This window comes from Ruegeria sp. BF12, from assembly GCF_056538705.1.
The window spans coordinates 25,836-52,004 of record NZ_JBQFTP010000018.1; the positions used below are offsets into that span (position 1 = coordinate 25,836).

At 56.6% G+C, this 26,169-nt stretch carries 23 protein-coding genes and 2 pseudogenes; 7 read left to right on the forward strand and 18 right to left on the reverse strand.

Annotated elements, in window-relative coordinates:
• Window positions 1–47 precede the first annotated feature (47 nt).
• Complete coding sequence (locus ACR0J0_RS20790; protein WP_480665904.1) at window positions 48–797, forward strand: response regulator; 750 nt, start codon at window positions 48–50, stop codon at window positions 795–797.
• A gap of 31 nt (window positions 798–828) precedes the next feature.
• On the opposite strand, the pseudogene ACR0J0_RS20795 reads toward ACR0J0_RS20790, so the two are convergent.
• Window positions 829–1,655 (reverse strand): annotated as a pseudogene (locus tag ACR0J0_RS20795) (IS5 family transposase).
• Between the two features lie 63 nt (window positions 1,656–1,718).
• Entirely contained in the window at window positions 1,719–2,096 is a 378-nt protein-coding gene (locus ACR0J0_RS20800) for a YkgJ family cysteine cluster protein (RefSeq protein WP_480665905.1), read from the reverse strand.
• Window positions 2,097–2,268: 172 nt separating this feature from the next.
• Between ACR0J0_RS20800 and ACR0J0_RS20805 the strand changes: the two genes are divergently transcribed.
• Window positions 2,269–2,478 carry a hypothetical protein gene (locus ACR0J0_RS20805; RefSeq protein ID WP_480665906.1) on the forward strand — a complete coding sequence of 70 codons (210 nt, stop codon included), beginning with the start codon at window positions 2,269–2,271 and terminating at the stop codon, window positions 2,476–2,478.
• A 29-nt stretch (window positions 2,479–2,507) separates the two neighbouring features.
• Here ACR0J0_RS20805 and ACR0J0_RS20810 read toward each other — a convergent pair whose 3' ends face one another.
• Both ACR0J0_RS20810 and ACR0J0_RS20815 read right to left on the reverse strand, forming a co-directional pair.
• Complete coding sequence (locus ACR0J0_RS20810; RefSeq protein WP_480665907.1) at window positions 2,508–3,323, reverse strand: hypothetical protein; 816 nt, start codon at window positions 3,321–3,323, stop codon at window positions 2,508–2,510.
• 301 nt (window positions 3,324–3,624) lie between these two features.
• A complete protein-coding gene (locus ACR0J0_RS20815) occupies window positions 3,625–6,960 on the reverse strand; it encodes an adenylate/guanylate cyclase domain-containing protein (protein WP_480665908.1) in 3,336 nt (1,111 codons plus the stop codon).
• 563 nt (window positions 6,961–7,523) lie between these two features.
• Here ACR0J0_RS20815 and ACR0J0_RS20820 point away from each other — a divergent pair.
• A complete protein-coding gene (locus ACR0J0_RS20820) occupies window positions 7,524–8,369 on the forward strand; it encodes a trypsin-like serine peptidase (protein WP_480665909.1) in 846 nt (281 codons plus the stop codon).
• Window positions 8,370–8,396: 27 nt separating this feature from the next.
• On the forward strand, window positions 8,397–9,146 hold the full coding sequence (locus ACR0J0_RS20825) for a M35 family metalloendopeptidase (protein WP_480665910.1): 750 nt from the start codon (window positions 8,397–8,399) through the stop codon (window positions 9,144–9,146).
• A gap of 73 nt (window positions 9,147–9,219) precedes the next feature.
• Here ACR0J0_RS20825 and ACR0J0_RS20830 read toward each other — a convergent pair whose 3' ends face one another.
• Genes ACR0J0_RS20830 through ACR0J0_RS20855 form a run of 6 tightly spaced genes read right to left on the reverse strand, consistent with a single transcriptional unit; the run spans window position 9,220 to window position 14,974 of the window.
• Complete coding sequence (locus ACR0J0_RS20830) at window positions 9,220–10,218, reverse strand: hypothetical protein (RefSeq protein ID WP_480665911.1); 999 nt, start codon at window positions 10,216–10,218, stop codon at window positions 9,220–9,222.
• Between the two features lie 23 nt (window positions 10,219–10,241).
• Window positions 10,242–10,580 (reverse strand): helix-turn-helix domain-containing protein, encoded by a 339-nt coding sequence (locus ACR0J0_RS20835; RefSeq protein ID WP_480665912.1) that lies wholly within the window; start codon window positions 10,578–10,580, stop codon window positions 10,242–10,244.
• A complete protein-coding gene (locus ACR0J0_RS20840; protein ID WP_480665913.1) occupies window positions 10,580–11,683 on the reverse strand; it encodes a hypothetical protein in 1,104 nt (367 codons plus the stop codon). The genes ACR0J0_RS20835 and ACR0J0_RS20840 overlap by 1 nt, the downstream gene beginning before the upstream one ends.
• A 34-nt stretch (window positions 11,684–11,717) precedes the next feature.
• Window positions 11,718–12,824 (reverse strand): hypothetical protein, encoded by a 1,107-nt coding sequence (locus ACR0J0_RS20845; RefSeq protein WP_480665915.1) that lies wholly within the window; start codon window positions 12,822–12,824, stop codon window positions 11,718–11,720.
• Window positions 12,825–12,827: 3 nt separating this feature from the next.
• Window positions 12,828–14,105 carry a hypothetical protein gene (locus tag ACR0J0_RS20850; protein WP_480665917.1) on the reverse strand — a complete coding sequence of 426 codons (1,278 nt, stop codon included), beginning with the start codon at window positions 14,103–14,105 and terminating at the stop codon, window positions 12,828–12,830.
• Entirely contained in the window at window positions 14,090–14,974 is an 885-nt protein-coding gene (locus ACR0J0_RS20855) for a trypsin-like serine peptidase (RefSeq protein WP_480665919.1), read from the reverse strand. The genes ACR0J0_RS20850 and ACR0J0_RS20855 overlap by 16 nt, the downstream gene beginning before the upstream one ends.
• A 748-nt stretch (window positions 14,975–15,722) precedes the next feature.
• Between ACR0J0_RS20855 and ACR0J0_RS20860 the strand changes: the two are divergent.
• The 3 genes and pseudogenes from ACR0J0_RS20860 to phnY form a co-directional block, all read left to right on the forward strand.
• Window positions 15,723–15,977, forward strand: a pseudogene (locus ACR0J0_RS20860) (IS5/IS1182 family transposase); the annotation flags it as partial.
• 129 nt (window positions 15,978–16,106) lie between these two features.
• Window positions 16,107–17,351 carry a phosphonoacetate hydrolase gene (gene phnA / locus ACR0J0_RS20865; RefSeq protein ID WP_480665920.1) on the forward strand — a complete coding sequence of 415 codons (1,245 nt, stop codon included), beginning with the start codon at window positions 16,107–16,109 and terminating at the stop codon, window positions 17,349–17,351.
• A 14-nt stretch (window positions 17,352–17,365) separates the two neighbouring features.
• On the forward strand, window positions 17,366–18,814 hold the full coding sequence (gene phnY, locus ACR0J0_RS20870; RefSeq protein ID WP_480665922.1) for a phosphonoacetaldehyde dehydrogenase: 1,449 nt from the start codon (window positions 17,366–17,368) through the stop codon (window positions 18,812–18,814).
• A 24-nt stretch (window positions 18,815–18,838) separates the two neighbouring features.
• Here phnY and ACR0J0_RS20875 read toward each other — a convergent pair whose 3' ends face one another.
• The 8 genes from ACR0J0_RS20875 to ACR0J0_RS20910 are packed head-to-tail and all read right to left on the reverse strand — an operon-like array spanning window position 18,839 to window position 26,123.
• Window positions 18,839–19,681 (reverse strand): fumarylacetoacetate hydrolase family protein, encoded by an 843-nt coding sequence (locus tag ACR0J0_RS20875; protein WP_480665924.1) that lies wholly within the window; start codon window positions 19,679–19,681, stop codon window positions 18,839–18,841.
• A gap of 17 nt (window positions 19,682–19,698) precedes the next feature.
• Complete coding sequence (locus ACR0J0_RS20880) at window positions 19,699–20,454, reverse strand: SDR family oxidoreductase (RefSeq protein WP_480665926.1); 756 nt, start codon at window positions 20,452–20,454, stop codon at window positions 19,699–19,701.
• Between the two features lie 8 nt (window positions 20,455–20,462).
• Entirely contained in the window at window positions 20,463–21,965 is a 1,503-nt protein-coding gene (locus tag ACR0J0_RS20885) for an aldehyde dehydrogenase (NADP(+)) (RefSeq protein WP_480665927.1), read from the reverse strand.
• 12 nt (window positions 21,966–21,977) lie between these two features.
• Entirely contained in the window at window positions 21,978–23,090 is a 1,113-nt protein-coding gene (locus ACR0J0_RS20890; RefSeq protein ID WP_480665929.1) for a fumarylacetoacetate hydrolase family protein, read from the reverse strand.
• 1 nt (window position 23,091) lies between these two features.
• Window positions 23,092–23,922, reverse strand: coding sequence for an amidohydrolase family protein (locus ACR0J0_RS20895; RefSeq protein ID WP_480665931.1), 831 nt, complete (start codon window positions 23,920–23,922; stop codon window positions 23,092–23,094).
• Entirely contained in the window at window positions 23,919–24,347 is a 429-nt protein-coding gene (locus tag ACR0J0_RS20900; protein ID WP_480665933.1) for an RbsD/FucU family protein, read from the reverse strand. Before ACR0J0_RS20900 ends, ACR0J0_RS20895 begins: the two co-directional genes overlap by 4 nt.
• Window positions 24,337–25,389, reverse strand: a complete 1,053-nt coding sequence (locus ACR0J0_RS20905) for an aldo/keto reductase (protein ID WP_480665934.1) — start codon at window positions 25,387–25,389, stop codon at window positions 24,337–24,339. The genes ACR0J0_RS20900 and ACR0J0_RS20905 overlap by 11 nt, the downstream gene beginning before the upstream one ends.
• Window positions 25,386–26,123: a GntR family transcriptional regulator gene (locus tag ACR0J0_RS20910; RefSeq protein ID WP_480665936.1), complete on the reverse strand. Its 738-nt coding sequence runs from the start codon at window positions 26,121–26,123 to the stop codon at window positions 25,386–25,388. Before ACR0J0_RS20910 ends, ACR0J0_RS20905 begins: the two co-directional genes overlap by 4 nt.
• Window positions 26,124–26,169 lie beyond the last annotated feature (46 nt).

A 26,169-nucleotide genomic window follows, 5' to 3' on the forward strand; every position in this document is an offset into this window, starting at 1 on the left:
GGATAGAGGTATTACGAGCCAGCTTTAACGCCTGCCGGGAACGCTTTATGGCCAATGATCACATCCTTGTTGTCGACGACGACCCGCAAATCACTTCGTTTCTAAAACGCTACCTCGAAAAGCAAGGGTGCGATGTAAGTTGCGCAGGCGATGGATCAGGCATGGATGCGATCCTTGCACAAACCGACGTGGATTTGATTTTGTTGGATATCGGTTTGCCGGGGCGAAACGGGTTCGACATCACCAGAGAATTGCGGGTCAACTCGGACATCCCGATCATCGTTCTGTCAGGCCGGGACGAGATTTTCGACCGGGTCGTCGGACTGGAATTTGGAGCCGATGACTACATTACCAAGCCCTTTGAGGCGCGCGAAGTTTTGGCGCGCATCCGAACCGTGCTGAGACGAACAAGATCCGAGCACAATCGTTCGAACCAGAAAGACTCAGATACTCCGCTGATCAAGTTTGGGGACTGGGTTCTGAATCTGAACGAACGCACTCTGACTGCAACAGGCGCGCACCAATCGACTCCATTGACGACGACTGAATTCGACGTTTTGCAAGTCTTTGTGAGTAACCCGCATATGGTGTTTTCACGCGATCAGCTTCTGGACAAAGCCCGGGGTCGGGAAACGATTGTCGGGGACCGAACGATCGACGTTCACGTCATGCGGTTACGCAAGAAAATCGAACCCGATCCTTCCGCACCGACCTACATCAAGACGATACATGGTATCGGCTATTGTTTTGCGTCCAATGTCAGCAAAATCGGCTTTAACTCGGCTCCGGGTACCTGAGCCTGTCAACCGATGCCGCTAGGTTCAGGACTCATAGCCAACAAATGACGATTGAGGCGAGAGCGATTTCTGACAGGAAGACCTTGGGCACCTGTCGTATCGGGTGGCTACGCGCCGCCAGTCCTTCAGTCTCCCGAACATGATCTCAATGCGGTTGTGCCGTTCATAGCGGCGTTTGTCGTATCGTATGGTGGTCTTCCGTTGCTTTCTGCCTGGGATGCAGGCGCATATCCCATTGTCTTTTAGCGCTTCTCTGAACCAAACTGCGTCGTAGCCGCGATCACCGAGAAGCCATTCCACCTTTGGCAAGTTGCCCACCAATTCCGGTGCGCCGATATACTCGCTGACCTGACCAGCCATGATGAACAGGTTCAATGGGCGTCATTCGCCATTGTGCTTGAACCAATGGCGCACCATGCCTCATCTGTCACAGATCGCGCGCAGCTTTGTGTTCATACCGCCCTTTGTACGACCTATCAGGCGTCCACGTCCTCCTTTTTGATGCCCAAACTGGTCGCGTGCGATGTGCCTTATGGTAAGTAGCGTCGATCATCACAGTCTTCTCTTCACCGTGTTCGGCGGCCAGACCGGCCATCATGCGGGCGAAGATACCTTGTTCGTGGCGGCACCCGAACCAGTGGCGTTTGCCACTCACCTCGACCGTTTCCAACGGTTGTACAGCGTCTTGTGCCGTCCATAAGCGGCGGGCGCGTCGCGCCATCTTAAGCCATTGCGCTTGATGAAGATAATACCACTCAAGACACGCCTGTCATCTACGCGAGGTTTGCCGTGGGACTTTGGAAAGAAAGGCTTAAGTCGCGACAATTGCTCGTCGCTCAACCAGAAGAAATCAGATATATTCACCGCACTTTTAGCGAGCCATGAAACATGCCGCCTGGCGAAAATCTATGGGTCCTGACCCTAGAGGGATGGCACGTGGTCTTTATCGTCATGAAGCGCTCTTTCGAAAGACAGGAACTCAAAATATCCGCACTTTTCGCCATGCGGGTAGGCGCGGCAGGCTTCGGGTCTCGCGTCATAAACAGTACAGTGCCGCTGCTCGCCGTCAAAGAACGTGCAGATTTTGCTAAAATGGCGATCCGATTTATGCTTCAACATTAATGGATAGCGGCTGCGGCCCTGAAACATGCCGAGTTTTGTGTATTTTGTGATCAGCTTCTCTTCGGAAATGCCAAGGTGAGAACACAGTCGGTCAACGTCTTGGGGTGTCAAATCGATCTGGTCGTATGTGCAGCAGAACCCAGGACAGGTTGTGCAATCGAATTGGTTGTCAGCCACCATTTTGTCCTTTTCTGAAAATCGTTGTGCTCTGGTAAAAATTCACGATGTCCAGCCGCCACTATTTGTCGAGTTCATCTGCGCTGGTTCGGTCTGATGTCCCGCAGGGTATTCGAAAGACTTGACCGATTGGACGTTCAGGGCCATTCTCCCAAAAAACGAGGGGAATATTATGAGCGATCTGACAGTATTTGTACAAGAAGCCAATTTGAATGATTTGTCCGTTCAGCAACTCAACAAGATTGAGGAAATCCTTTTGCGCTCGCAGGATAGCGCTGTGCAGGAACTTGAAAGCATAACGACAGCAGTGAAAATGCTGAACGAAGTACGCCAAAGACGCGACGGTGACGGCCGCGTAAAGAAAAGCCCGAAAAAGGATTGAGTTTTTAACTGGCTTTTCAGCCAGTGGAATCACTTTTTTTCTCTGGCTTTGCGCAGGGCTTCTGCCGCGCGCGCAAAGCTGGGTCTAGTATTGACCATTTCCATAATGTCAGGATCAGACCAGTTGATATGATCCAGCGCGACGGAAACGGCATCGGTTCCAAAGTCGCGCTGCCTTTCGCGGTCGGCCTGTAGCGCTTTCTTCAACTCAGCAGATCCAAATTCAAGCAATTTGTCCGCATGTTGCCCTTTCTGGCCGCTGGCCACAGGGTCCCAAAGTGATCCGTGTGTCATCCAGCGCAGTGCGGTATGCAGAAGGTTGCTAAACCCGACATAGAAACTGCCAACGCCAATGTAGTTTTCCAGCGTATAGACCCGGTGCGTGAATTTGCCGGGAAGAAAAATGGTTTCGCCCGGTTTGACGACAAACCAACATGCGCTTTTCAATGAAAGGAAGGCTTCTGGATCGAAGCGGGCTTTTCCATTCAAATCAACACGTTCGACATCATCCAGTCCTGCATCAAGTCCTTCGTAGGTTTCCCAAGCCAGCCAGAGCTTGCTACCCACGCAGCAATGATTGCAGACCGCCATGTCATCGGAATGAGAGTCAGTCAATTTGCCCGCGGTGCTGAAAACGGCTGTCAGCATTTCCAGCTCGCGGATTTCGTCGGATGCGTCGGGCATCAGGTTCCAGGGCTTAAGGAAGTCTACATCAAAATATTCGGCCAATGGGCCGTTTCGAACCGGTAGGTCGGTGACACCCAAGACCACACCAGATTGCCGCCAGCGCTGCAGTATTTCAGCAATTGTAAGCTGTCGTTTTTCATCACCGGTTCCCAGTCGCACTCGATACGTGTCGGGCGCTGTGCACCGTGCCAGATGGGCCGCCAATTGGTCGGGGGGGCAAACAAAGCTCCCGTCGGGACCACGAGCCAAAGGTTGCGGAAAGTCACTATAAAGAACTGGCTGCTGTCTGGCGATGCTTTCGAAAATATGGCTTTTGTCGAAAGGAAGTGGTTTCAGTTCTAATTCCCGAAGCCTTTGTCCCGAGCCTTCGGGGAATTGCAGGTTACGGTCCAGGCGACGGAGACTTCGGAAAAATAACAGAACCGCCTCGTCAGAGTCGGGTGTGTTTGCCTCGAATTTTCTATGCAACATCTGGTGAATGCCCTTTGAACTGCTCAAGATATTTGCCAGCTTTTATAAGGTCGAAAGAACCGCTAGTATGATCAACGCCTGCAATTGCCTTTTTCAAATACTCAACGGCTGGCCCGTTCGGACCGAGTGCCGGTGCGTTTTCCGCAATGCTGAGCGCAATTTTTAGCATAAAGCTTGCCGCGCCCTGCTGCTCGGCCAGAGAAAAGGCATCCAGAAAGCAGCGGTGGGCGGCGTCGCTATTGCTACCTGACCCAAGCAACAATAGTTCACCTTTGACCCGTTGTGCTTCGGGGGCAAGCCAAGGTTGCTTGGAAATGACGTCGTCGATCAAGCCGAGCCCCAGGTCTTTTTGGCCGGTTTCCAAGTAGACCTTCGCTTGCAGCATGGTTGTAAACCCCTGCCGCCAGGCATTCGATAACAGGTCTGCGCCTTCGTCGTGCTCACCTTTTTTGGTCAGAGCCCAGCCTTTCAGGTTGCGGCCCCATTCAACAAAGAAGGGATAATTGTGGATTTTGGATTGGCTGATAATTTCCTCGGACACTTCAATAAGTTCGTCATATTCCGAGCTGAAATGCAGTAGAACGCCGCGCATCGCCAATGAATAAACCAAGGATTGCTTGTAGGCGATTTCCTTTGCCAGTCTTAGCGAACTGTCGGCAAACTCAAGCGCGGCCTTCGGTTGTCCCATGAACCATTTGTTGAGCGAACTATAAGACAGGCTTTCGACGCCGGGATCTTCGCCGGTTCTGATTGCAAGCGACTGGAAGCGGGAAGGGTCATAGATTTCCACAGATTTCGAAAGGTGCAATTCAGCCCGTTTGTGATGCCCTCTCAGCGTAGATGTCACTCCGCCAAGGTTATGAGCAACAAGCTTGGTAACCTCGTCGTCTTGCTCTTCGGCAAAATCGAGACAGACATCCGCGAGTTCCTGCGCGCGAACATAATCCGAGCCGACCTGCGCAGAGTTCCACATCCCGTAGAGGATCTCATGAAAGCAGGTCTTGTCGGCTCCGGAATTGGACAACCGCCACGCGTCTTCATAAGCGCGCACGGTCTCTGGTGCGGTGTAACCTTTGACGCTTGTCAACGCGGCGCCATAAGTCGTCTGGAGCGTGATCTTTCGTCGTATCGTTTCTTGTTCGACCGGTTTTTCGTCAATGACGGATAGCGCTTTCTCAATATGGGTAAGCGCCTCCATTGTCGCCGAATGCTCCATCGCAAGGCGGCCTGCGGCTTCCCAATATTGGAGGGCCTTGGCTTTGTTATTCGCCCGAGCGAAGTGTTGTGCCAGGATCTCTGGTGACTTCTTGACGGTGTCCGAGCTGGAGTTTTCAAGAACGAAAGCAATACGTGAATGAAGCTCGCGCCGGGCTTTGCGTGTCAATCCGTCATAAATGGTATCTTGCACCAAGGCGTGTTTGAATTGAAAAACGCCGTCTTTCTTTCCCGGATCATCAATCAGCAGGCCCGCATCAATGAGTACGGACAGTATTCGCCGCGTCTCGTCCCGTTTGACCCTTGAAATCCGGGACAGAAGGATTTCGGAAAATTCCCGACCGATCACTGCGGCGCAGCCAACCAGCTTACGAGCTTCGGGAGACCTGTCCAAACGGGACAGCAGCGAGTCATAGAGTGTCGCCGGGATCGTCACGTAAGTTTCCGGCGGCACATTATCCTGTTTTGTGCGCGTGTCAGAGGCCATGTTGGCACGCACGGTCTTGGTCAATTCTTCCAGGAAGAACGGAATGCCGTCCGCTTTGTTCAAAATCTGTTTCTCAAGACCTTCTGACAACACGACGCCTGGCGACCAGTTGCGGATCACCCGCGCCGCTTGCGATCGAGACAATCGGCTCAGTCGAAGGCTGGAAACGTTAGGTTGGCTTTTCACCAGCCTCGTCTCGTCTTCTCTGGTTGTGATGATCAAAAGAACGTTCCGAGTGCGGATTTCACTGACCAGTGCTTGCAATAGCTCCAACGACGTAGGGTCAGCCCAATGTGTGTCTTCGAAGAGAATGATTTTTCGTCGCGAATCCGCCGAGTGCAGAAGCAGTTTGACGATGCATTTTATCGTCTCTGCCTTCTGCCTCTCAGACGACATTGAGCGATATTCGTCAGAGCCGGTCTCGAAGAACAGCATGTTTGCGATCGTGGCGTGATCGCTCGTGTTGTGAATGCCTTTGAGATTCAGGAAAGCGTGCAGCTTTTCCAGCTTTTGTTCCGGTGTGTCACCATCGGCTATCTGGGCTTTAGTGTTCACGTAATCAATAATGGGGTGCAGATAGCTGTTGGAGTAGTAGGATCGACATTCAAGCTTCAGAGTCTCGGCCTCCATCGGCTTGACCTGATTCAGCAACTCGTCAGCAATCGCAGATTTTCCGATCCCAGCTTCGCCGGATAAAACAATTACCTGCCCGTCACCTTGTGTTGCGGCTTTCCACCGGTCATTCAGTATTCCAATTTCATGACTGCGGCCGATTATTTCGCTGCGAACCTGGCCAATCTGGTGCTTTGGGCTTTCGCTGCTTCCAACTTTGCGCAGCACTTCGTAGATGCACAGCGGACCTTCTATCCCCCTCAGATTCACGCCGTCATGTGCCAGAAAATGAAACCTTTGCCATGCCATAGAAGCGGTGGTCGAACTAACGACGACCGAATTGGGGCTTGCTGCCCCCTGCAGCCGAGCGGCAAAGTTCGGTGTGAAGCCGAGAACATCGATTTCTTCCGATTCCGCCGTCGATTTCTTGTTCAGAAGAACCTTTCCGGTTGCAATGCCAACCCGAACCGCGAGCCTGCGCGCAATTTCGGACGCGGATTCATCGCGAACTTCCCTGACCGACTTCACTATATCGAGGCCAGCAAGAATTGCGCGTTCAGCACTGTCTTCGTAGGCCTGCGGGTGACCAAAGAAGGCCATCATCCCATCCCCAAGCCGGAATGCGACGAACCCGTCATAGCGTTCGATGGCTTTCGTCCACCGTGCGCGGCAATCGGAAATAATCTCACTAAGGTCTTCCGAGTCAAACTCGGTGGAAAGAGCCGTCCAGCCGACGATGTCGCTGAAAAGAACTGTTATCTGCCGATGCTCAGTCGTCGTTTCCGAGATTGAAGACGCTCTGGAGTCTAATGTGTCGCGTGCCAGCGAGGCCTGAAAATGTCGGCGCAGGCGCAGGCGATCACCGATGGGAATTTCTAGCTCAATAAAATCGGCCTCGGTGAGTTCGCCGATCATATCAATATCAATCGCAGCCCTTTGCAGAACGTCAGCGTATTTCCCCAATCCAGCTTCTTCCAGCCAACTAGAGAGAGAAGAAATACTCTGTGCCATGTAAGGATCGATCCTGGAATTCTTAATAGGTCAGTGTATTTGTCGCTGCGTTGCTCGCGCCATGCATTGGAAATTCCACGCTGGTATAGCACTTTCCTTTCGTGGTTGCACTCCTGACCGTTGAAGTGTTTCCAGTGCCAGATCATGGCCTAAACAATCGTAAGTGACTATAATGAAGTTTTTAATACGCGAGTACTGATCTTTGAGATTGCCCTGCAAACAGTCCGCCGAGCCGGCTCATCGTGTCCGCTTGGCATCGGTTCTGGCGAGTTCTGTCGCGATGTTTGGTCTTAACGGCCAGTTTGATTGATGCACTGACAAGAGGCTGTGGTCACGATCCGAAAAACGCCATTTCTGGTCCGTTTCAAAGTTTCGTGACTGCCGCTGTTCAAAGGTAGAAGCATGCCCGCTCAATGGTTGGGGTGTGATCAGAATTTCAGATTTTGCACACCTCGAAAATCAATGCGAATCCCGGCTGTGTAGCTTGGATGTGCGACTTGTCCGCAACCGCTGGGCGATGAGAAAATCCAACCAATGACACGTCTCTAAGGAGGTTGAGTCTCATGGATTTTCGCGATCTTTCGTTCGAAGCGCTGCCATTCAATGACATCGCCAAAGAAGGCTTTGGCCCTACCGAAGCCCATAAAGTCGCGCGAATTGGCCGGGTAGAGGCCGGAACATTCCCTTTCCGTTGGATTTGCGCGCTTGAATTCACGCCGATCCAAAAACGCAAGCGGAGGCGCAGCAAGGGGATTCTTGGCACTGGTACCCTCGTTGGGTCACGCGCGATCCTGACTGCCGCACATGTCGTCGAGGCTTTTGCAGCGGGTGGTGGGAGGCCTGCAGCTGATTTGCGGATCACGCCGGGCAGGGCTGGGCGTAGCCGACCATTCGGGACACGCCAGGCTACGCGCGTGATATTACCTGCTGCCTGGATCGCCGACCCAGTGCCGGGATCGCCCGCAGATTTTGCGATGGTCATAGCGGATGGCGATTTCTCACCAGCGCCCGGCCATTGGGGTATGACCCGGGCGACCGGCGATGCGCGCGGGTCGCGTTTCGGGGCACTTCGTGGTTGGCGACCGGGCCGCTTCAAAGTCAACCATTCCGGATACGCGTCACGCGGGCGCGGGTTTCAGGATCATTGGTTCGCTGACACTTTCGACACCGGTGGTGTGGCCAGTGATCTGTTGTTCATCGACAGCCGCTCACGCCGAGGTGAATCCGGCAGCCCCGTTTGGGTCAGTCGGCACCGTTCGCTTGGGGGGCGTCATCTTTGGGCAATGGTTATTTCTGCCCCTGACAATCTTGCTCCCGGTGGACGAGCGCACGAGGTTGAAGCGCTGATCGCGGCTCCGGGCAGCGATTTCCTTAGCTTTATCGATGCACACAGAAGAAGGACCTCATAGATGGTTTGCAAATGCTGTGACAGTATCGTGCCGCGACACAGGGTGGTGCTGCAGGCCGAACGGCCACAGACCACGCCACCTTTGCCAAAATTCGGACAATTGCGTCGGCACGCTTTCGCAATTCCATGGTCCGAGGATGACAAGGATTATGTCATTGATGCCTGGCCTGTTGCCTTTAGGATGCTCTCTGAAAGCGTCCGGTCATTGAATGCGATCCGCGCCGTTCCTAGGAAGCGCCGCGAAGCTGCGTGGAACGCAAGTCCCGCGCGCAAATGGTTCGGTACTTACCGTCGGGCGCATCTGGATATCGCGCGGCGCTATGCCAGACGTGCGCATCGGAAAATGCTGCGGGGTTGGGTTATTTTCTTCCGCCTGGACCTGCCAGACGCTGGCTCGGCATCACGGGGCGCGCGAGCGATCAGGCTGAAGAACTCTTTTTTCAGACCTGGGGAGCTTTGGGATTGCGACACCGCACCGCCGTCAAATGTCAGCTACACGTCGACGCTGCGCAATGCGGATACGATTGTGCATGAACTGATTCACACGGTTGGTAAAACACTTGGGACGCCGAACGAACGTTACGGTCGCGACGCGTTGCGACTGCCCGCGCATAAGGCGATCCGCAATGCCGCGAACCACGCAGGGTTCGCAATGGAAGTGTATGTCGACGCGGCGTTTGCTGCCAAGCCGCTGCGTTGGCGCACGTGTTTGAGGACGGTTTATCTGAACGCAAACACCCCCGTGGAATTTACCACGCGGGAGCCGTCTTTCATCTGATCCGAACCCGGCTGCAGGTCAAAAAAATTGGGGCCGATACATCTGCCGGCCCCTTTTCCTAGTCTTGTTGGGATTAGTATACGAGTTCCTCGCGGTTGCGACCGCGGCGACGGCGATTGCGTGACCGCATGCGACGGCGACCGCCTCTTCCGCGGCGCAGTGACATCATAGCACGGCGGCGGTTGGCGAGGACCCAGGCGGTTTCGCGTGACATTGCCACAACGATAGCTCTCCGGTCGATTTTGCGGGCGCGTGCAAGCCGCGTCAGCGTGCGGCGAATGATCAGTGGGATCGCACGGATCGCCCAGCGGGTTTTACGATTGGCGCGGAACGTTTTGACCAGCGCAAGCGCCGCGCGGACGACATGCGGGATCACAGGGCGCAGGCGGCGATTGTGGCCGAATAGCCGGCTCACCATACGTGCCAGGCGACCAAAGCGGCGGTTGACGCGCCGTTCGCTTTCGGTTTCGGCCATCACTTCGGCTTCATCCATCATCGCCTCGAACACTTCGGTATTGCCACCGCCGGCTTCGAATTCAATCTCGCTGCGTTCGAATTCGGCCTCTGTTTCTCCGGCGCTTTCGATCTCACCCTCGCGCAAAATGGCGCTTGCGATCGTGCCGCCGATCTTGGCGCCGGCGGGGCCGCCAATAGCGCCGCCGACAATACGCGCGGCGATCGGGCCAAGCGTCTTCAGCAATGGCCCCACGACCTTGCGAAGGGCACGCGCACCTTTTTTGACAAGGCTGCCGATACCCCGGCCAATCTTCTTTATGAAACCGAAGATCTCTTCATCGTCGTCCTCAAAATACTCGTCATCATCATCTTCGGTCAGATCGAACTCGTACTCATACTCGTCCTCTGAGATGGCATAACCGCCGTCTTCAAAAACATCGTCATCCTCAAATTCCTCGGGTTCATCCAACTCGTCTTCAACCTCGGGAAACTCCAGCTCTCCGGCGACGTCATCACCCTCGAGACCGGGTTCATATTCGAAGCCATCATCGCTACCTTCCAGCTCGAAAAGTTCCTCTTCCAGTTCGAAATCATCGGTTTGATAAGTGCGGTCCATTGCAATTCTCCTTTCGGGAAATGTCAGCGCGCGTCGACACGACGCGATTCAATTTGCCTGGGCACCTGCATCCTCCGGGCGAGGGCAAGCACCCTACGGCGCTCGGCGGCGGCAACTATGTCCAGAACGCGGCCGACCATTGCGACTTTGGAATGCACGTCGAGCTTGCCGAATATTCGGCGCATGTGAGTCGAGACGGTCCACTCGCTGATTTCCAGCACGGCCGCGATCTCTTTGTTCGTTAATCCGGACGCCACCAGACGCGTAACTTCGCATTCGCGCGGTGACAGCGGCAGGTCAGCGGACCAATGGGCGCTTGAGGTCAGAAGCGAGGCGCGATCCGGGATACGGGCGATCTGCATCAGACGGTCCTCCGGCGCATGGGAACCACGTTGCCGCCGGGTTTTGCGCGGGGCGCGGAGGGTGCATTCAGTTCCCCCAACGATGCGGCGACTGTAAGCCATTCTTCGGCATCTTCGGAAATGTCGTCGAGGCTGGCCTGAAAGACAGCGCGGTCGCGCATGGTTACATGGGGTGCGGCAAGCCAGAGCAGCATGTTCTCACCTGCTTCCGCAAGCCGCAGTCGTTCTGATACGCGAACCTCCGTTCTCAGGTGCTGACGCAGCACCTGCTCCATGGTTTCCCAGACGTCTTCGGTGCCGAACAGGTTCTGCACATCCGGCGCGCTGAGAATGTCGACGCAAACGGCTTGCAGCTGGAAGACTTCCTGTCGCAAGACATTCACATAGCCATATGATGCTGATTTGAGGTTGTTGCGAAGTTCGATTCCGGCCCGACGAACGGTAGCTATACTGCCGAAATTGCCGCGCTGGTTGTCGGGCCGGATAACATCCGAAACACGCCGGTCTCGGTTGAACTTCACCACCGAGCGGATGAAGGTCACGAACAGCTTGTGAAAGGCGGGGTTTGGTTTGGCTCCGGTAGGGGGCGTCACCCGCGTATAGCCAAAGACTCGGGAATAGGCCTGCATCCGATCGCGCGCTGAATACCGGGTGAGGCGCGTGCGGTCTATCTGGTACAAAAGTTGCGCGCCGCGACCACCAGAAAGCCGAACCTCGCCTGAGTTGAACAACTCAACTAGCTTTGCGACCGAGCGGAACAAGCCGGCTTTTTCGATGTTTGCCAGAAAATACAACTGCGCAACTGCAATCAGGCGCTGATAGCTGACATTGTCGTCGTATCCGGGCGGCCGGTCCCCCGAGGGCAGTTGCTCCAACCGATCCGCGTCGGATTCTGCCGCAATGCCAAGTGTCCCGATCCTCACAGGGCTCAGCGAATTGCGGTCAGTCCCAAAAACGGCTTCGTCCAGCGCGTTTAACCGTGACATCAGAAGGGCTTGTGCCTGCGGGTCGTTGGGATGTTCCTCAGCCAGCTTTCGCCAGGCTTCGGTCTTGAGTTCCTCAAGGTTCCTGCGGCGTTTGTCGAATTCTTCGAATGTGGACATGGGAATCTCCAAATGCTTGGGTTCTCAAAAATGCTCAGCCGTCGAGTAGACGACCGATCTCTGTTGATGCCCGCTCCAGTTCACCGACGAAGAGCGCAACAAGGCGCGCGATCAGGGGCTCGTCCTTGCCTTTGGCGGGCGGTTTCGGTCGATAGCTCTGGGCTTTGGCGGCAATCCGGTCGATTTCGCTGCGGATCAGGCGCGCCCCTTGCTTGCCGTCGCGGTCAAGATTTTCGAGCCAGTCTCCGGACTCTGACCGGACGCGGCGCAAAAGCTTGAAAAACTCGCGGGCGCAAGGCGCATCGGGTTCCGTGGGCGGTTCGGAATAGACGTCGTCCTTTTTGCCATCCTCGGCTTTGGTCGGCTTCTCCGGCTCACCACCGCCGCTAAACTCGACGCCCGGAATGGTGCCAAGTGTGCAGTTTTCGGCCATTCCGAGCTCTGCCAGTTCGTCGGACAGACGCCGTTCGGTTTCGCGCGCGCAACGCAAGGCGCGTTCGGTGCCGTCGAGAGACTGACCGACGTTGCTTTGACCTTCCGGTTCCGTGGTTGGCGTGTCGCAGCTCAACCCAAACCGACAAAGCTGCGCCGTAAAGGCGCGGATCGCGGTGTAGTGGATTACCTGCCGCTCATCCTTGCGGTCGTTCACATGGGCTGGGACGAAATTGCCCGCCTCGCGGAGCTGGTCGAACAAGGGGCGTTCGCCTCCAAAAAGCGTACGATGGATGTTTTCCAACACTTCGCGGTTATTGTCGCCGGCATATTCATCCCGCAGGGCACCAAGCTGTTCGCCGACTTGCCTTCGAGCCGTCGAATACTCGGTGGGCGTTTCGCCCTCCATCAGGTCACTTTCGTTGTCGGGCAGGGGTTCAAGCTTGTCCAGATGGGCCAATGCCGCTTTGATTTGGACCTCTGCGCATAGGCCACGGGCAGCTTCCCAGGCGCTGCGCGTGTCGCCATCCGGCACTTCGGGTGTGGGTTTCTGATCTGTGCCAGGCGCGCGACTGCCGATCGCTTCGATCGCCGCGTTTCTGCCGGTTTCGCTGAGCAAGTCGTAGTTCCGGCCGATCAGCTCAGCCAGAATTTGGTCAACTTTGGCTTTGGGGTCTTCGGCTCGTAAGGACGTGTCGGCACGCTGCATGGGTCACCTCCGTTCAAATGCCTGATAAAAATTTGCAACAATGCGGCCGGGAGGCGCCAGTCGGCGTTCCAACGCGATACGCGAAGCGCCAATCAGGAACCGCTCGGGAAGGATGCCGGGATCGGTCCCGGCGGCAAGGCGTGCGGCCGCTTCCTGGGTCATTGCGGCCTCGCGTGGGCCAAAGCTGACGACCTGTGAAAGCGCGCGTCCGCCAAATTGGGGGTAAGGCGTATAGATCAAAGCCTCGATTGCCGCGCTGGTCGCCGAGCGGGCGGTGGCGCGCAATTCGGATGGAAGACGCCGAGCCACCGCGGCTGGGTAGAGCCTGCGCCAGATCGACCCCAGCGCACGTGCCTCGGGGCGGAACCCCATCCTGGCCAAAAGCGCAAGCGAGATCGGGATACGCATGATGATCGGCGGGTGGACGTTTTTTGGATGAAACCGCGATACACGTCGTGGCTCACGGGCCATTACGTCAATAAGAGAGGCCACCATAGCCGGGCCGATAAGGAGAATACCGGCAAGGTCCGAGAACAGCTCGGAATGCCAGCGCGCCCAGATATTTGCAACGGGCCGGGGTGCACCGGTCGAAAGGACACGCCGCTCGATTTCTCGCGGAAAGGCTTGCCAAAGGCCCAGGTCGGCTTGCAAGTTATGTCCGATTTCATGCGCGACCGCGCCAAGTGTCCATGGGTTTAGCAGCCGGTGATGCGGCAATTGCACAAGTGGGAAAGGGTTGGGCAGTCGGCCCAGATGAGCAACCTGTATGCCTCTGCGCCAGGTTGCGGGACCAAGCCCCGAAGCCATGAACGAGAACGGCGGCGGGGTTGGGATCGACCGCGCAGTTCCCAACCCTGTATAAACGTTTCTGTAGCAATCCAGAGCGATCTGGTCCGCAGCATGAAGCCTGAGGCCAACACGAGTCTGACGTTGGCTGAACAGGCGGTGATAAAAGTCCCAGACAAGCTCGGCGGCTTCCACGATCTGCTGGCCGCGATCTTTCAACAGCGTCAGCCGGTCGGTTGCGGTTCCGCCGCCGCTTGAGCCCAACGCGTCGATACGGGCAAGGTTCGTGCGGATCTCTGATCCGAACCGGCTGAGCAGTGCATTGACGGCAGAAAGGTGTGCTCCCATCGGCTGGGCAAGGCCTGTTCCAAACTCGCCTGGCTGGAACGGCGCCAGCCCGAAGGCGTGCCGTGACAAGTTAACCCGCTGGATGCGCGTCCATTCGTCCGGCAGCCCACGGGCCGGGACGGGTAGGGATATCAGCTCCGTACCCATGCGCGGATTTGTCTGAGGATTGCGGGGGTAATCGCGACGCCGCGATTGGCAACGACAGAGGTCGCCGAGTCGTCCCGCGCCACGTGCACTGCAACGATAGTCCGGGCCGAGCGATGCCGCAGCCATACCGGGCTGCCGCTTTGTCCGCCGGCCGTGTCGTGCAGATATTCGATCCGTGGCCCGCGAACGCTGACGACGCGGTTGTAGGTCCAGTACATATGCTGGCCGCCCTTGTCTCCGGGGTAACCCGCAGTGTTGAGCTTGATCCGCAACAGTCTGGATGGCGACAGCGCCGCGATGCGGGACCAGTAACCAATTCTTCGACCGATGGGCTTGTCGAGAGTTATGACAGCATAGTCATGCGGCCATGCCTGCCCGTATGTCGACGCGCTGGCATAGGCGCTGGGGTAATTGATGCGGACTGCACGGGCTGATCCGAATGGTTCTCGCGACCCGTTCTTGCCGGGAATAACGCGAATACCGGAGTACCGTCGCTTGTTCGAACGGTTGTAGACACAGTGGGCTGCTGTCAGCACTTTATTTGGCGCGATCAGCGTGCCGGTGCAACCCGGAGGTGTGATCTTGACGATGTGGCGCCAGGGCACCGACCGGGTATTGCCGATACGCTTTCGTGTATCTGGTCCGATGACCTGAAAATCAGGGCCCGGGTCAAATTCGTCGGTAAGTTCTTCGACCAAACCACCTGCCGGATCTGCTTCGAAGCGGCCGAAACTCTCGATGTCCGAGAGATCTTCGGTATCCAGTTCGAATTCTGCGCTCAGGTCGTCTTCAAAAGACGAGCCCTCGCCGAAAAACTCCAGATCGTCATTGAGTTCCAGGTTCAGTCCTTCGGAGTCCTTGAAGTCCATTGTATCGGCCCTCTCGATTTTCCTACGACTCTTGAGACTCAAGGATACAGCCATAAGGAGAATCGCTATAGTCGCACGTTTGTGTGACCCCCACACAGGCAAGTCAGCGCGCAATCAGCGGGCAGGGCGGTTTGGGAGGTAATGTCGCATTTAAGCTGCCAGCCCATGGGCCGTGTCCTTGGCGTGTGCTAACATTCTGCCGCAAGGGCAGCGAACGGAGAATTTCGGCTCGGCCCGGATTAATCAGACAACCCTCTCAAACCAATTGCGCTTGACCGGTGGTCTGGGTTTGCTGCGTACAGAAGCGACCGAGTTCACCTTGGCTTAGGTTGATTTTCTGGACAACGGTTGAGCAACTCACCAAGCTATATACTGGCACTGGGAGCAGACTGAGATTTTGCGCGCAAAACCTTCTGATTGCATGCTTTCGGAACGGACTAAGCTTCAAGGGTTTGGCCCAATCTGCATACGGCTCGGGGCCCTTTGATTTCCGAATGTTTTCGTGGATCACGGCTCCCAGAACGACCTGTAAGCCTGTCTGGTCGTTTCTGGAAATCTGACGCCCAGATGTCGGGTCTTAAGTGGTAACAACTTTTTCGAATACTTCGAACACCGTGGGTGCGGTGGCAAGATGCGCCTTAGTAATATGGCCTGCATAAGGCGCTAGGCAACCATTTGAAGCAGCGGCGTGACACGGGATGCTCGCCCAAGTGGTGACAGGTCCGGCGGCATATTCGTAGGTGTATAGACCGTGACGATTGACGCAACCAACCTGACGCCACTCCGAACAGCGTCCGGCTTGGGTGCCAAAAAAGGGACGCGGAAGGCTGATCATACCCACTAAGGGCGGCATTAACACCAAGCTGCAGGCGCCTTGCTCAGCAGCTTGCTAGATGTTGATGGGTTCAAAGTGACTTCGAAAGATAATGGGATACGCACTTGCATCCCCGGCAAAACATCAGGAGCATTTGTGCAGTATGACAACCGGCGCTACTCGTTGCGACAGGTGTCCTAGATTCCTCCATTGGACTGATAGACGGATTCACTCTGGCTTTCGACCACGCTCGGCAGATTTGCCAGAGTGCATTCTGCGTTAGGCAATATGTTGGCGCTTGAACTAAGGTCCATAATAATGATGTCCCAAACTCCGATCTCTGCGAACGAGCGGATCTACCCGATACCCAAGGTTCCAGCGGTTGTGATCTGCCTTGATGGCTGCGAGCCGGAATACCTGGACAAGGCAATCGCGGACGGCCTTATGCCTACGCTTCAGCGTATGCGGGAAACCGGAACAGGTCGAATTGCGCATTCGGTGATCCCGTCCTTTACCAACCCCAACAACCTGTCGATCGCGACTGGGCGGCCTCCGATCGTGCACGGAATTTGCGGCAACTACCTGATCGATCCCGAGACCGGCGAAGAAGTCATGATGAATGACGTGCGTTTCCTGCGCGCGCCGACTGTTCTTAGAAAATTCCACGATGCTGGCGCCAAAACCGCCATTGTGACGGCCAAAGACAAGCTGCGTGCCCTTTTGGGGGCAGGACTTTCTTTCGGCGATGATCGAGCGAAGTGTTTTTCGGCCGAGAAGGCCAGCAACTCGACCGCTGCTGAACACGGTCAGGACTGCGCCAGCGCGTGGCTCGGTCTGCCTCAGCCCGAGGTTTACTCAGCGGAGCTGTCAGAATTTGTGTTCGCCGCTGGTGTCAAGCTGCTGAAGGAGTGGAAGCCGGACCTGATGTATCTGACGACCACGGACTACGTGCAGCACAAATACAGCCCTGATCAGGCCGAAGCGAAGGCATTCTACGCGATGTTCGACAGATACCTGACTGAGCTGAATGCAACCGGAGCCGCCATTGTTGTGACTGCCGATCACGGAATGAATCCAAAGCATCACGCCGACGGCTCGCCCAACGTGGTTTATGCACAGGATCTGTTGGACGAATGGCTGGGTCGAGATGCTGCCCGTGTGATCTTGCCGATCACTGATCCGTATGTTGTTCACCACGGCGCATTGGGCAGCTTCGCCACGGCTTACCTGCCTGACGGTGCGGATCGGGCGGATATTGTCGCGAAACTCCGAGGGATAGATGACATAACACATGTCCTGACCAGAGAAGCGGCGATTGAGCAATTTGAACTGCCCGGCGATCGCATCGGGGATATCGTGATGGTCTCAGGCAAAAACACCTGTATCGGCACTTCCGAAGATCGGCACGATCTGGCGGCACTGGACGAACCTCTGCGCAGTCATGGTGGCGTGACCGAGCAGGAAGTTCCCTTTATCATCAATCGCGTGATCGATTTGCCATCACAGCCAAAGCTGCGCAATTTCGATGCGTTCTACTACGCGACCACAGCGGCGGCCCTTTGAAAATGGACGGTACTATGAGCACAATCGATATCCGCAATGAAGGCATGCGCATTGGTGGAGAGATCGTCTTCACCGAAGCCACGATTCCTGTGCATTACCCCTATACAAACGAAGTCGTAGGGACCGTTCCTGCGGGCACCGCCGAACACGCGCGTAAGGCTTTTGAGGTCGCGGCCAGTTATACCTCGAAACTGACCCGCTTTGAGCGCAGTCAAATCCTGCAGCGCACCGGCGAATTGATCGGCGAAAAACGAGAATATCTTGCAAAGTGGCTGACGCTGGAACTGGGTATTTGCCACCAGCATTCGATTTACGAAACCAAGCGCGCGCAGGACGTGTTCCAGTTTGCCGCCGCCGAAGCGTTGAAGGATGATGGTGAGATATTCTCGTGCGACCTGACTCATAACGGGAAAGAGCGTAAGATCTTCACCAAACGCGAGCCGGTCAAAGCCATCAGTGCGATCACACCGTTCAACCATCCCTTAAACATGGTCAGTCACAAGATTGCGCCGTCGATTGCGACCAACAATTGCATGGTGTGCAAGCCTACGGAACTGACCCCTTTGACGGCGCTGACGCTCGCCGACATCCTTTACGAGGCAGGGCTGCCGCCCGAGATGTTTCAGGTCGTCACCGGTTGGCCGCAGTACATTGGTGACGAGATGATCACCAATGACAATATCGACATCATCACTTTCACAGGCGGGGTTCCGGTGGGCAAGATGATCGCGTCCAAAGCAGGCTACAAACGGCAGGCTTTGGAATTGGGCGGGAATGATCCTCTGATCGTCCTCAACGACCTGAGCGATGCTGATCTTGAGAAGGCCGCCACCATCGCCGTGGCTGGTGCCACCGGAAACTCCGGGCAACGCTGCACCGCAATCAAGCGCATTCTGGTGCAGGAAAGCGTTGCAGAGAAATTTGTGCCGCTAGTTCTGGAAAAAGCGAAAGCGATCCGGTTCGGAGACCCTCAGGACCCAGAAACGCAACTGGGGTGCGTTATCCACGAGCAGGCCGCAGAACTTTTCGAAAAGCGCGTGTTCAGGGCCGCTGAAATGGGTGCAGAGATCCTCTACCATCCTGGCCGGCAAAGCGCTTTATTGCCTCCGATTGTGATCGATAAAGTGCCCCATGACAGCGAATTGGTCATGGAAGAGACTTTTGGCCCTATCGTGCCCATCGTCCGCGTGCCGGATGACGACGCACAGGTCATTGAAATCTCGAACGGAACTGCGTTTGGTTTGTCTGCGGGCGTGTGCACCAACGACCTCAACCGTGCGATTGCTTACATCAACGGCCTGAACGTTGGCACCTGCAATATCTGGGAACAACCGGGCTATCGGATCGAAATGTCCCCCTTTGGCGGCATCAAGGACAGCGGCAATGGCGTCAAGGAAGGTGTCATCGAAGCGATGAAGTTCTTCACCAACGTCAAAACTTACTCGTTGCCCTGGCCGGGTTAAAACCTTTTGGCGGCAGAGTGCAGGTCACCCCTGCACAACATCCTGCCGCTGAACGCCCAAACCTTCGATGCCCAGTTCCATCCGATCACCGGGTTTCAGGTAGGTTTGCGGATCTTGCCCCATGCCAACCCCTGGCGGCGTCCCGGTCGAAATCACGTCACCCGGCTGAAGCGACATGAATTGCGACAGGTGAGAGATCACTGTCGCCACGTCGAAATGCATCGTTTTGGTCGAACCGTCCTGATAGCGGTGGCCGTTCACTTCAAGGTACATCGGCAGGTTTTGCGGATCGGGCACCTCGTCCCGAGTGACCAGCCACGGACCGATCGGGCCGAACGTGTCTGCAGATTTGCCTTTGACCCACTGGCCCGAACGATGCAGTTGGAAATCGCGTTCTGACACGTCGTTTATGACGCAATATCCAGCGACATGATCCATGGCGTCGGCTTCGGAGACATATTTGGCCTCATTTCCGATAACCACGCCCAACTCAACTTCCCAATCCGTCTTGACCGAACCGCGCGGAATTTCGACCGTGTCATTCGGACCAACAATGGCGGATGTCGCTTTGAAAAAGATCACCGGCTCCGCTGGCAGTTCCATCCCGCTTTCGGCCGCGTGATCGGCGTAGTTCAGTCCGATGCAGATGAACTTGCCGACATTGCCCACGCAAGGGCCAATACGCGGATCGCCATCCACTAAAGGAAGGCCAGCAACGTCCAGTGCATTCAAGCGTGCAAGCGTTTCGTTACTCAGCGTATCGCCCGAAATGTCATCGACCACACCTGACAAATCACGAATTGCGTCATCCGCATCCAGTACGCCGGGTTTTTCAGCGCCCTTGGGGCCATAACGTAGCAGTTTCATTCCGTGTCCCTTCCTGCTCAGATTGTCCAGCCGCCATCAATGGCAAAGGGCTGTCCCGATGTGTATTTGCTGGCATCGCTGGCCAGATAGAGCGCCAATTCTGCGATTTCTTCAGCCGTTCCGATCCGTCCCATCGGTTGGCGCGCGATGAAATCTGTCATGGCCTGTTCGTAGTCGCCTGTGGCACGCAGACGGTCATGCAAACTGGGGCTGTCGACGGTGCCTGGGCAAATCGCATTGCAACGAATACCCTGAGTTACGAAATCCGAGGCGATCGATTTGGTCAGTCCGATGACCGCCGCCTTTGAGGCGCAATAGGCAAACCGGTTCGGCACACCCTTTATCGATGACGCTACCGACGACATGTTGATGATCGACCCGCCACCATTGGCCAGCATCGCAGGCAGAGTCAGTCGGATCAGGCGGTACATGGCTTTCACGTTCAGATCGAAACTGAAATCCCAATCACGCTCCTCGCATTCCAGAACGGAACCGTTTGCGACATAGCCGGCACAGTTGAACAGCACATCCAGTGGCGGCAGGTCCGCCGCCGCGGCCTGGACCGCTTCCGCGTCTGTTACGTCCAGCTTGAGTGTTGTTATCCGGTCGATTTGCTCAAATTCAGCCAAAGCGTCTGAGTTTATGTCGCTGGCGATGACCTTGGCGCCCTCGGCTGCAAACAACTCGGCCGTGGCGCGGCCGATTCCTTGCCCCGCCGCTGTGATCAATGCCGTTTTGCCGGTCAGGCGACCCGTGGCTTCCTGGGGTTTCATAGGCAGCCTCACTCCTGTTCCGGCAGCAAGCCTGCTGGGATATCCTGATAACAAACGGGGCGCAAAAACCGCCGGATCGAAAGGGTTCCAACCGAGGTTGCTCCAAAATTGGTCGAGGCCGGATAGGGGCCGCCATGCACCATGCTGTCGCAGACCTCCACCCCGGTCGGGAAGCCATTGGCCAGCAACCTGCCTGCTTTGCGCTCCAGCACTGGAACCAGTTGACGGGCGAATTCTGCGTCATCGTCAGTTAGATGTATAGTGCAGGTCAGTTGCCCTTCGATAGAGCGGGCAAGCTGCAGCATTTGGTCGGCATCGCGGACCCTGACGATGATGCCCATCGGTCCAAAGACCTCTTCATGCAAGGCCGCATTGGCCAGCCAGTCGTCACCCGACACCACAAACAGATTTGGTGCTGCACCGCGCGGGGCGCTTTCCTTGGCCACAATCTGCGCGACATCGGGCTGCGCCGCGATTTGAGCGACGCCTCGTCGGTAGGCATCCGAGATTCCATCGGTCAGCATGGTTTGCGCGTCCACCTGTTCCAATGCGCCTTGCGCAGCGGACTGAAATGCATCCGCGCTTGGCCCGTCTATGACGACCGCAATTCCGGGGTTGGTGCAGAACTGCCCTGCGCCCATCGTGAGGGATCCTGCCCATCCCGTCCCGATTTCGGTTGCGCGTTCGGATACTGCCGCCGGTAGCAGGAAAATGGGGTTGATCGAACCCAGCTCTCCGAAGAACGGGATTGGCTCGGGACGGGTGGCGCATAGATCAAACAAAGCGCGGCCGGCCCGCTGAGACCCAGTGAAACCCACTGCGCGGATCAAGGGGTGGCGGGCCAAGGCGGTCCCGACTTCGATGCCATCACTTTGAATTAATGAGAACACGCCCGCAGGCGTGCCAGTCGCCTTTAGTGCCGCGTCAATGGCTTGCGCGACGACTTCTCCGGTTCCGGGGTGGGCCGGATGGCCTTTGACCACAACCGGGCAGCCCGCAGCCAGGGCCGCAGCTGTGTCCCCACCCGCAACCGAAAAGGCCAGCGGGAAGTTTGAGGCTCCGAACACGGCGACAGGCCCGAGCGGGCGCTGGATCATCCGCAAATCCGAGCGTGGTAGGGGCGCACGGTCCGGCATCGCGGGATCATGGCGTTGATCGAGGTAGTCGCCTTTTTCGATGTAATCGGCGAACAGGCGCAATTGGCCGACCGTGCGTCCGCGTTCGCCTTGCAGGCGAGCCTCGGGCAGGCCGGTTTCCTGACTGCCGATCTCAGTGATCGCGTCGCCGCGGGCGTCAATTTCCTCTGCGATTTTGCGCAGCAAGGCGGCTCTGTCGTCACGCGAGGACCAACCGAATGTGATAAAGGCCTCTTCAGCGGCCCGCACAGCGGCGTCGACATGCGCTGCAGTTCCGGTCGCGAAGTCGTGGCTTGGCCCATGGGCAGGTGCCGAGGCAAAAGTGGTGTCACCTTCGACCCATTCACCGGCGATCAGGTGTTTTCCGATCAACATCTTCGTTCTTTCTTAAAGCAGGCCGCGTTGGGCCAGGTTTCGCATGAGATGAGACGCCCCGAACCGCCATTCGGGGCACTCTGTCGAGAGGTGCACTGAGTTTGTGAGTGTGCCCAGTTTGTCGTTTGCTATCGTGACGATGTCGCCCAGTTTGTGAGTAAACCCTCCACCCGCGGTATCCCGGTCTTGTGTCGGTGCGAAGAGGGTTCCCAGAAACAGCATGAGCCCGTCCGGGTATTGGTGATGTCGTCCAATTGTTTGCGTGACCAGATCGGCGGGGTCGCGGCTGATCTGCGACATTGAAGAGTGGCCGTTCAGGACAAAGCCATCCAATCCGGTCACAGTCAGAGACAACTCGGCCGTTCGGACATTTTCAAGCGTATAGGACTCATCGAACAAGCGGATCATAGGCCCGATGGCACAGGATGCGTTGTTGTCCTTGGCCTTACCGAGCAAAAGCGCCGAGCGCCCCTCAACGTCGCGCAGGTTGACGTCATTACCCAACGCTGCGCCCTTGATCGCACCGGTCGAATTCACGGCCAAAACAACCTCGGGCTCGGGGTTGTTCCAGGTTGAGATCGGGTGCAGGCCGACATCCGCGCCGAAGCCGACCGAAGACAGGACTTGTGCCTTTGTGAAGACTTCGGCATCCGGCCCGATACCGACCTCAAGGTACTGGCTCCACAGGTCTTCCGCGATCAGCGCCTGTTTGACCTGTGCGGCGGCGTCGGAACCCGGAACAATGTTTGAGAGGCTGCTACCAATCTTGTCTCCGATACGGACACGGATTGCTTGTGCCCTTGCGGGATCTCCGGCGGCCTTTTCTTCGATGACCCGCTCGACCATGGACCCGGCGAAAGTGACTCCGCACGCTTTGATCGCCTGCAGATCACACGGGGCCAGCCAATCGTGCGCTGCATCAAGCGGTCCGATCCTGGTTCCCTCGGTCTTGCGGACATATTCTGCGGCATCTTCTCGCTCGAGAACATCGCGTACGGTCGGAGCCGATGTAGATGTGATATCAACAATCTGCCCGGCGCGCAGCGTCACAACGCAAGGACCTATCCCCGCGCGTTCCACGCGACCCAGCCATAGCCCGTCAGAGTCCAGTTTCGGATAAGCCATTTCAATCCCTGAGTTTATAGGCTCGGGTAGCGTTGCCCCCCAGAACCGCTTGTCGTTCAGGCTTGGTCAAGTCGTGCAGCAAAGCATCAGTGGCTTCAAGCCAGCGTTCGTATGTGCAGGCCAGCGTGCAAACCGGCCAGTCACTGCCCCAAATCAGGCGGGACGGACCGAACGTGTCCAGCAGGTGGTCGACATAGGGGCGCAGATCATCAACGGCCCAGTTCTGGGCAGCTTCGGTCACCAACCCGGACAGTTTGCACCAGGTGTCCGTCTCTCGGGCAAGCGCTGCCATGTCCTCCGCCCAGCCATCGATCAAACCATCGCGGATCAGGGGTTTGGACCCGTGGTCGATGACAACGCGCATCCGAGGATGACGCGCGAGAAGCTGTCTGAGGGGGCCAAGATGTTGAGGCAATGTAAGCGCGTCAAAGGTCAAATCGCGCTGTTGCAATGCGTCAAATGCTGGGGTCAAGGCATCACCGATCATCCATTCGGGATCAGCTATGTCTTGAATCATGGGCCGCAGCCCAACTAGCGCCGGATGGGCAGCCAACGCCGTTATCTGCGCAGGGGCATCGGGGGCTTCGAAGTCAGCCCATCCAACGACACCTTTTATGAGTGGGGTGTGATCCGCCAGCGACAACATGAATTCTGTCTCGGCGACTGTCGGAGCGGCCTGAACCAGAATTGAACCTTCAATCCCGGCTGCTTCCAGCAGGGGCGCGAGATCATTTGGCGCAAAGTCGCGGTAAATCGGTGTCAGCTCTGGCGTCAGCCAGCCATAGTCGCCACGGGACAAGGTCCAGAAATGCTGATGGGCGTCGATCCTCATCCAATGACGCCTTTTTTGAGGATAATGTTACCGTAGAGCCTGCGCTCACCGGTTTGCACTATGACAAAGGCATTGGCTGCGCGCTGGTAGAAGGCAAAGCGTTCCACCGCCTGTATCTGTGCCGGGTTGTCAGCCACTTGGTTGATGATGTTCTGAAAATCAGTAACCGGCTCCGGAATGGCATCCGGGTCCTCGACCATCTGCATAGTCAGCGCCGGATCCGAAACGAACGTGTCCAGAGGCATGACAGATACTACCGCCCGCAGGATTTCGCTGGCAGTGGAACCATCGGCCCGGATGCAGTCCGGTCCGCAGCTGGAGCCCGGAAAGTTCGCGTCTGCAATCACTATTTCGTCCCCGTGCCCCATGGCCCGCAACGCGTATAGCAGTTCGGGTGAAAGGATCGGGTCGATGTTATGCAGCATTTGCAGCCTCCTGAGGCAATGGCGCGTCCGGACGGATCAGGCTTTCGCTCCTCAGATCGGACCAAAGGACTGCCGGGATATCGTGTTCCAGAAGTGCAACGTTGGCCGTTACCTCAGCCGCGTTGACTGCACCGGGCACCACGGTCTTGACACAGGGATGTCCAAGAACAAATTGCAGTGCCGCAGCAATCAAGGGCGTATTGTGCGATTTGCAGACCGCTTCAATCTTGCGGACGCGGTTCAAAATCTCTTCCGGAGCATCGGAATAATTGTACTTGGCACCCGGAATGGCGCCTGTCGCCAGAATGCCCGAGTTGTAGGGGCCACCAAGGATGATCCCCACATCCCGCTTTTCACAAAGCGGTAGAAAGCTGTCCAATGCCTCCTGTTCCAGCAACGTGTAGCGTCCAGCCAGTAAGAATCCGTCGAAATCCCCCAGCCCCAGCAATCGCTCGCAAACCTGCCATTCGTTCACGCCCGCCCCGATGGCGGCAATCTCACCCGCGTCACGCAGTTCAACCAGCGCCTTGTAGCCGCCGCCGTCAAACAACTCGCGTACTTTGGCGTCCGACATTTCCTGGCTGCCCTGACTGAACACGCAGACGTCGTGCACAAGAAGAATGTCCGTGTTGGTTACACCCAGCCGGTTCTGGCTGGCTTCGTAGGATCGCATGACACCGTCATAGGTGTAGTCAAATACAATGCGTTTCTGCGGAACGTCCACGAATGCCTCGGGCGTGACTTCATGCGGCTCGCAGTCCAACAACAGTCGGCCAATTTTGGTCGACAGCTGAATATTGTCGCGCCCAAAGCGGGCGATAGCTTGGCCAAGCCGGTGTTCGGACCGACCCAACCCATACTGAGGTGCCGTGTCAAAAAAGCGAATGCCGGCATCGTACGCCGCATGCAAAGCGGCCTGCGCATCCTCATCGGTCACCTTGCGATAAAGGTTCCCCAAAGGTGCACCGCCAAAACCCATCCGGGTCAAGGGAACAGGTCGGTGTGTGCGGCTGTTCAAAAGCTCGGTTTGTGAAACGGTCATCCTGCCTCTCGCGTGTCCTTAGGAGTGATATTGAACAGTTGCGGCTTTTCCTGCCGTAGGACTTCGATACGAGGCATCAGTTGGCCAAGATGATGGCGCATCGCTTCCTGTGCGCCCTGTTCGTCGTGACGGCTGACCGCCTCAAAGATGGCCCGGTGTTCGGCCAGAGTTTCAGAAACTCGCCCTGGGGTTGGCAGCAGCAGCATCCGGGCGCGGCTGACCTGCAGGGAGACGGTCTGAGCGACCTCTGGCAATCGTAGAAATCCAGTGAAATCCATAAGCAGGGCGTGGAAATCTTCATCGGCCTGATAAAACCCGGGGATGTCTTCATCCTCGATCAACAATTCCTGCATGCGCATATTGCGGCTGAGTTTTTTGCGCTGATCCTCAGTAAGGTCCCGGGCCACCTTCGCGACCGTCGCCAGCTCCAATGCTTCGCGAAGGAACGCGCCCTCGCGGATTTCAGCCATCGAAAAGTAGGAAACACGCGTGCCGGATTGCGGGACGACGTCAACCAGACCATCGGCTGCCAGTCGCGCAATAGCTTCGGAAACGGGCGCACGCGACACGCCCAGACGTTCACAGATGGGCGCTTTTCTGAGGTTGGCGCCGGGCGGGAAATCAAGGGCCAGAATGGCGTGCTTGATTGACTGGTAAACCCGTTGAGCCAGCGACCCTTCGATGGTGGAAATGTCCGGCAGGCGGGTTGCGTCAATATCTTGAGGTCGGTTCATAACTGCGGGTCTATCATTCTAACATGTTAGTTGACAAGAGGGTAGT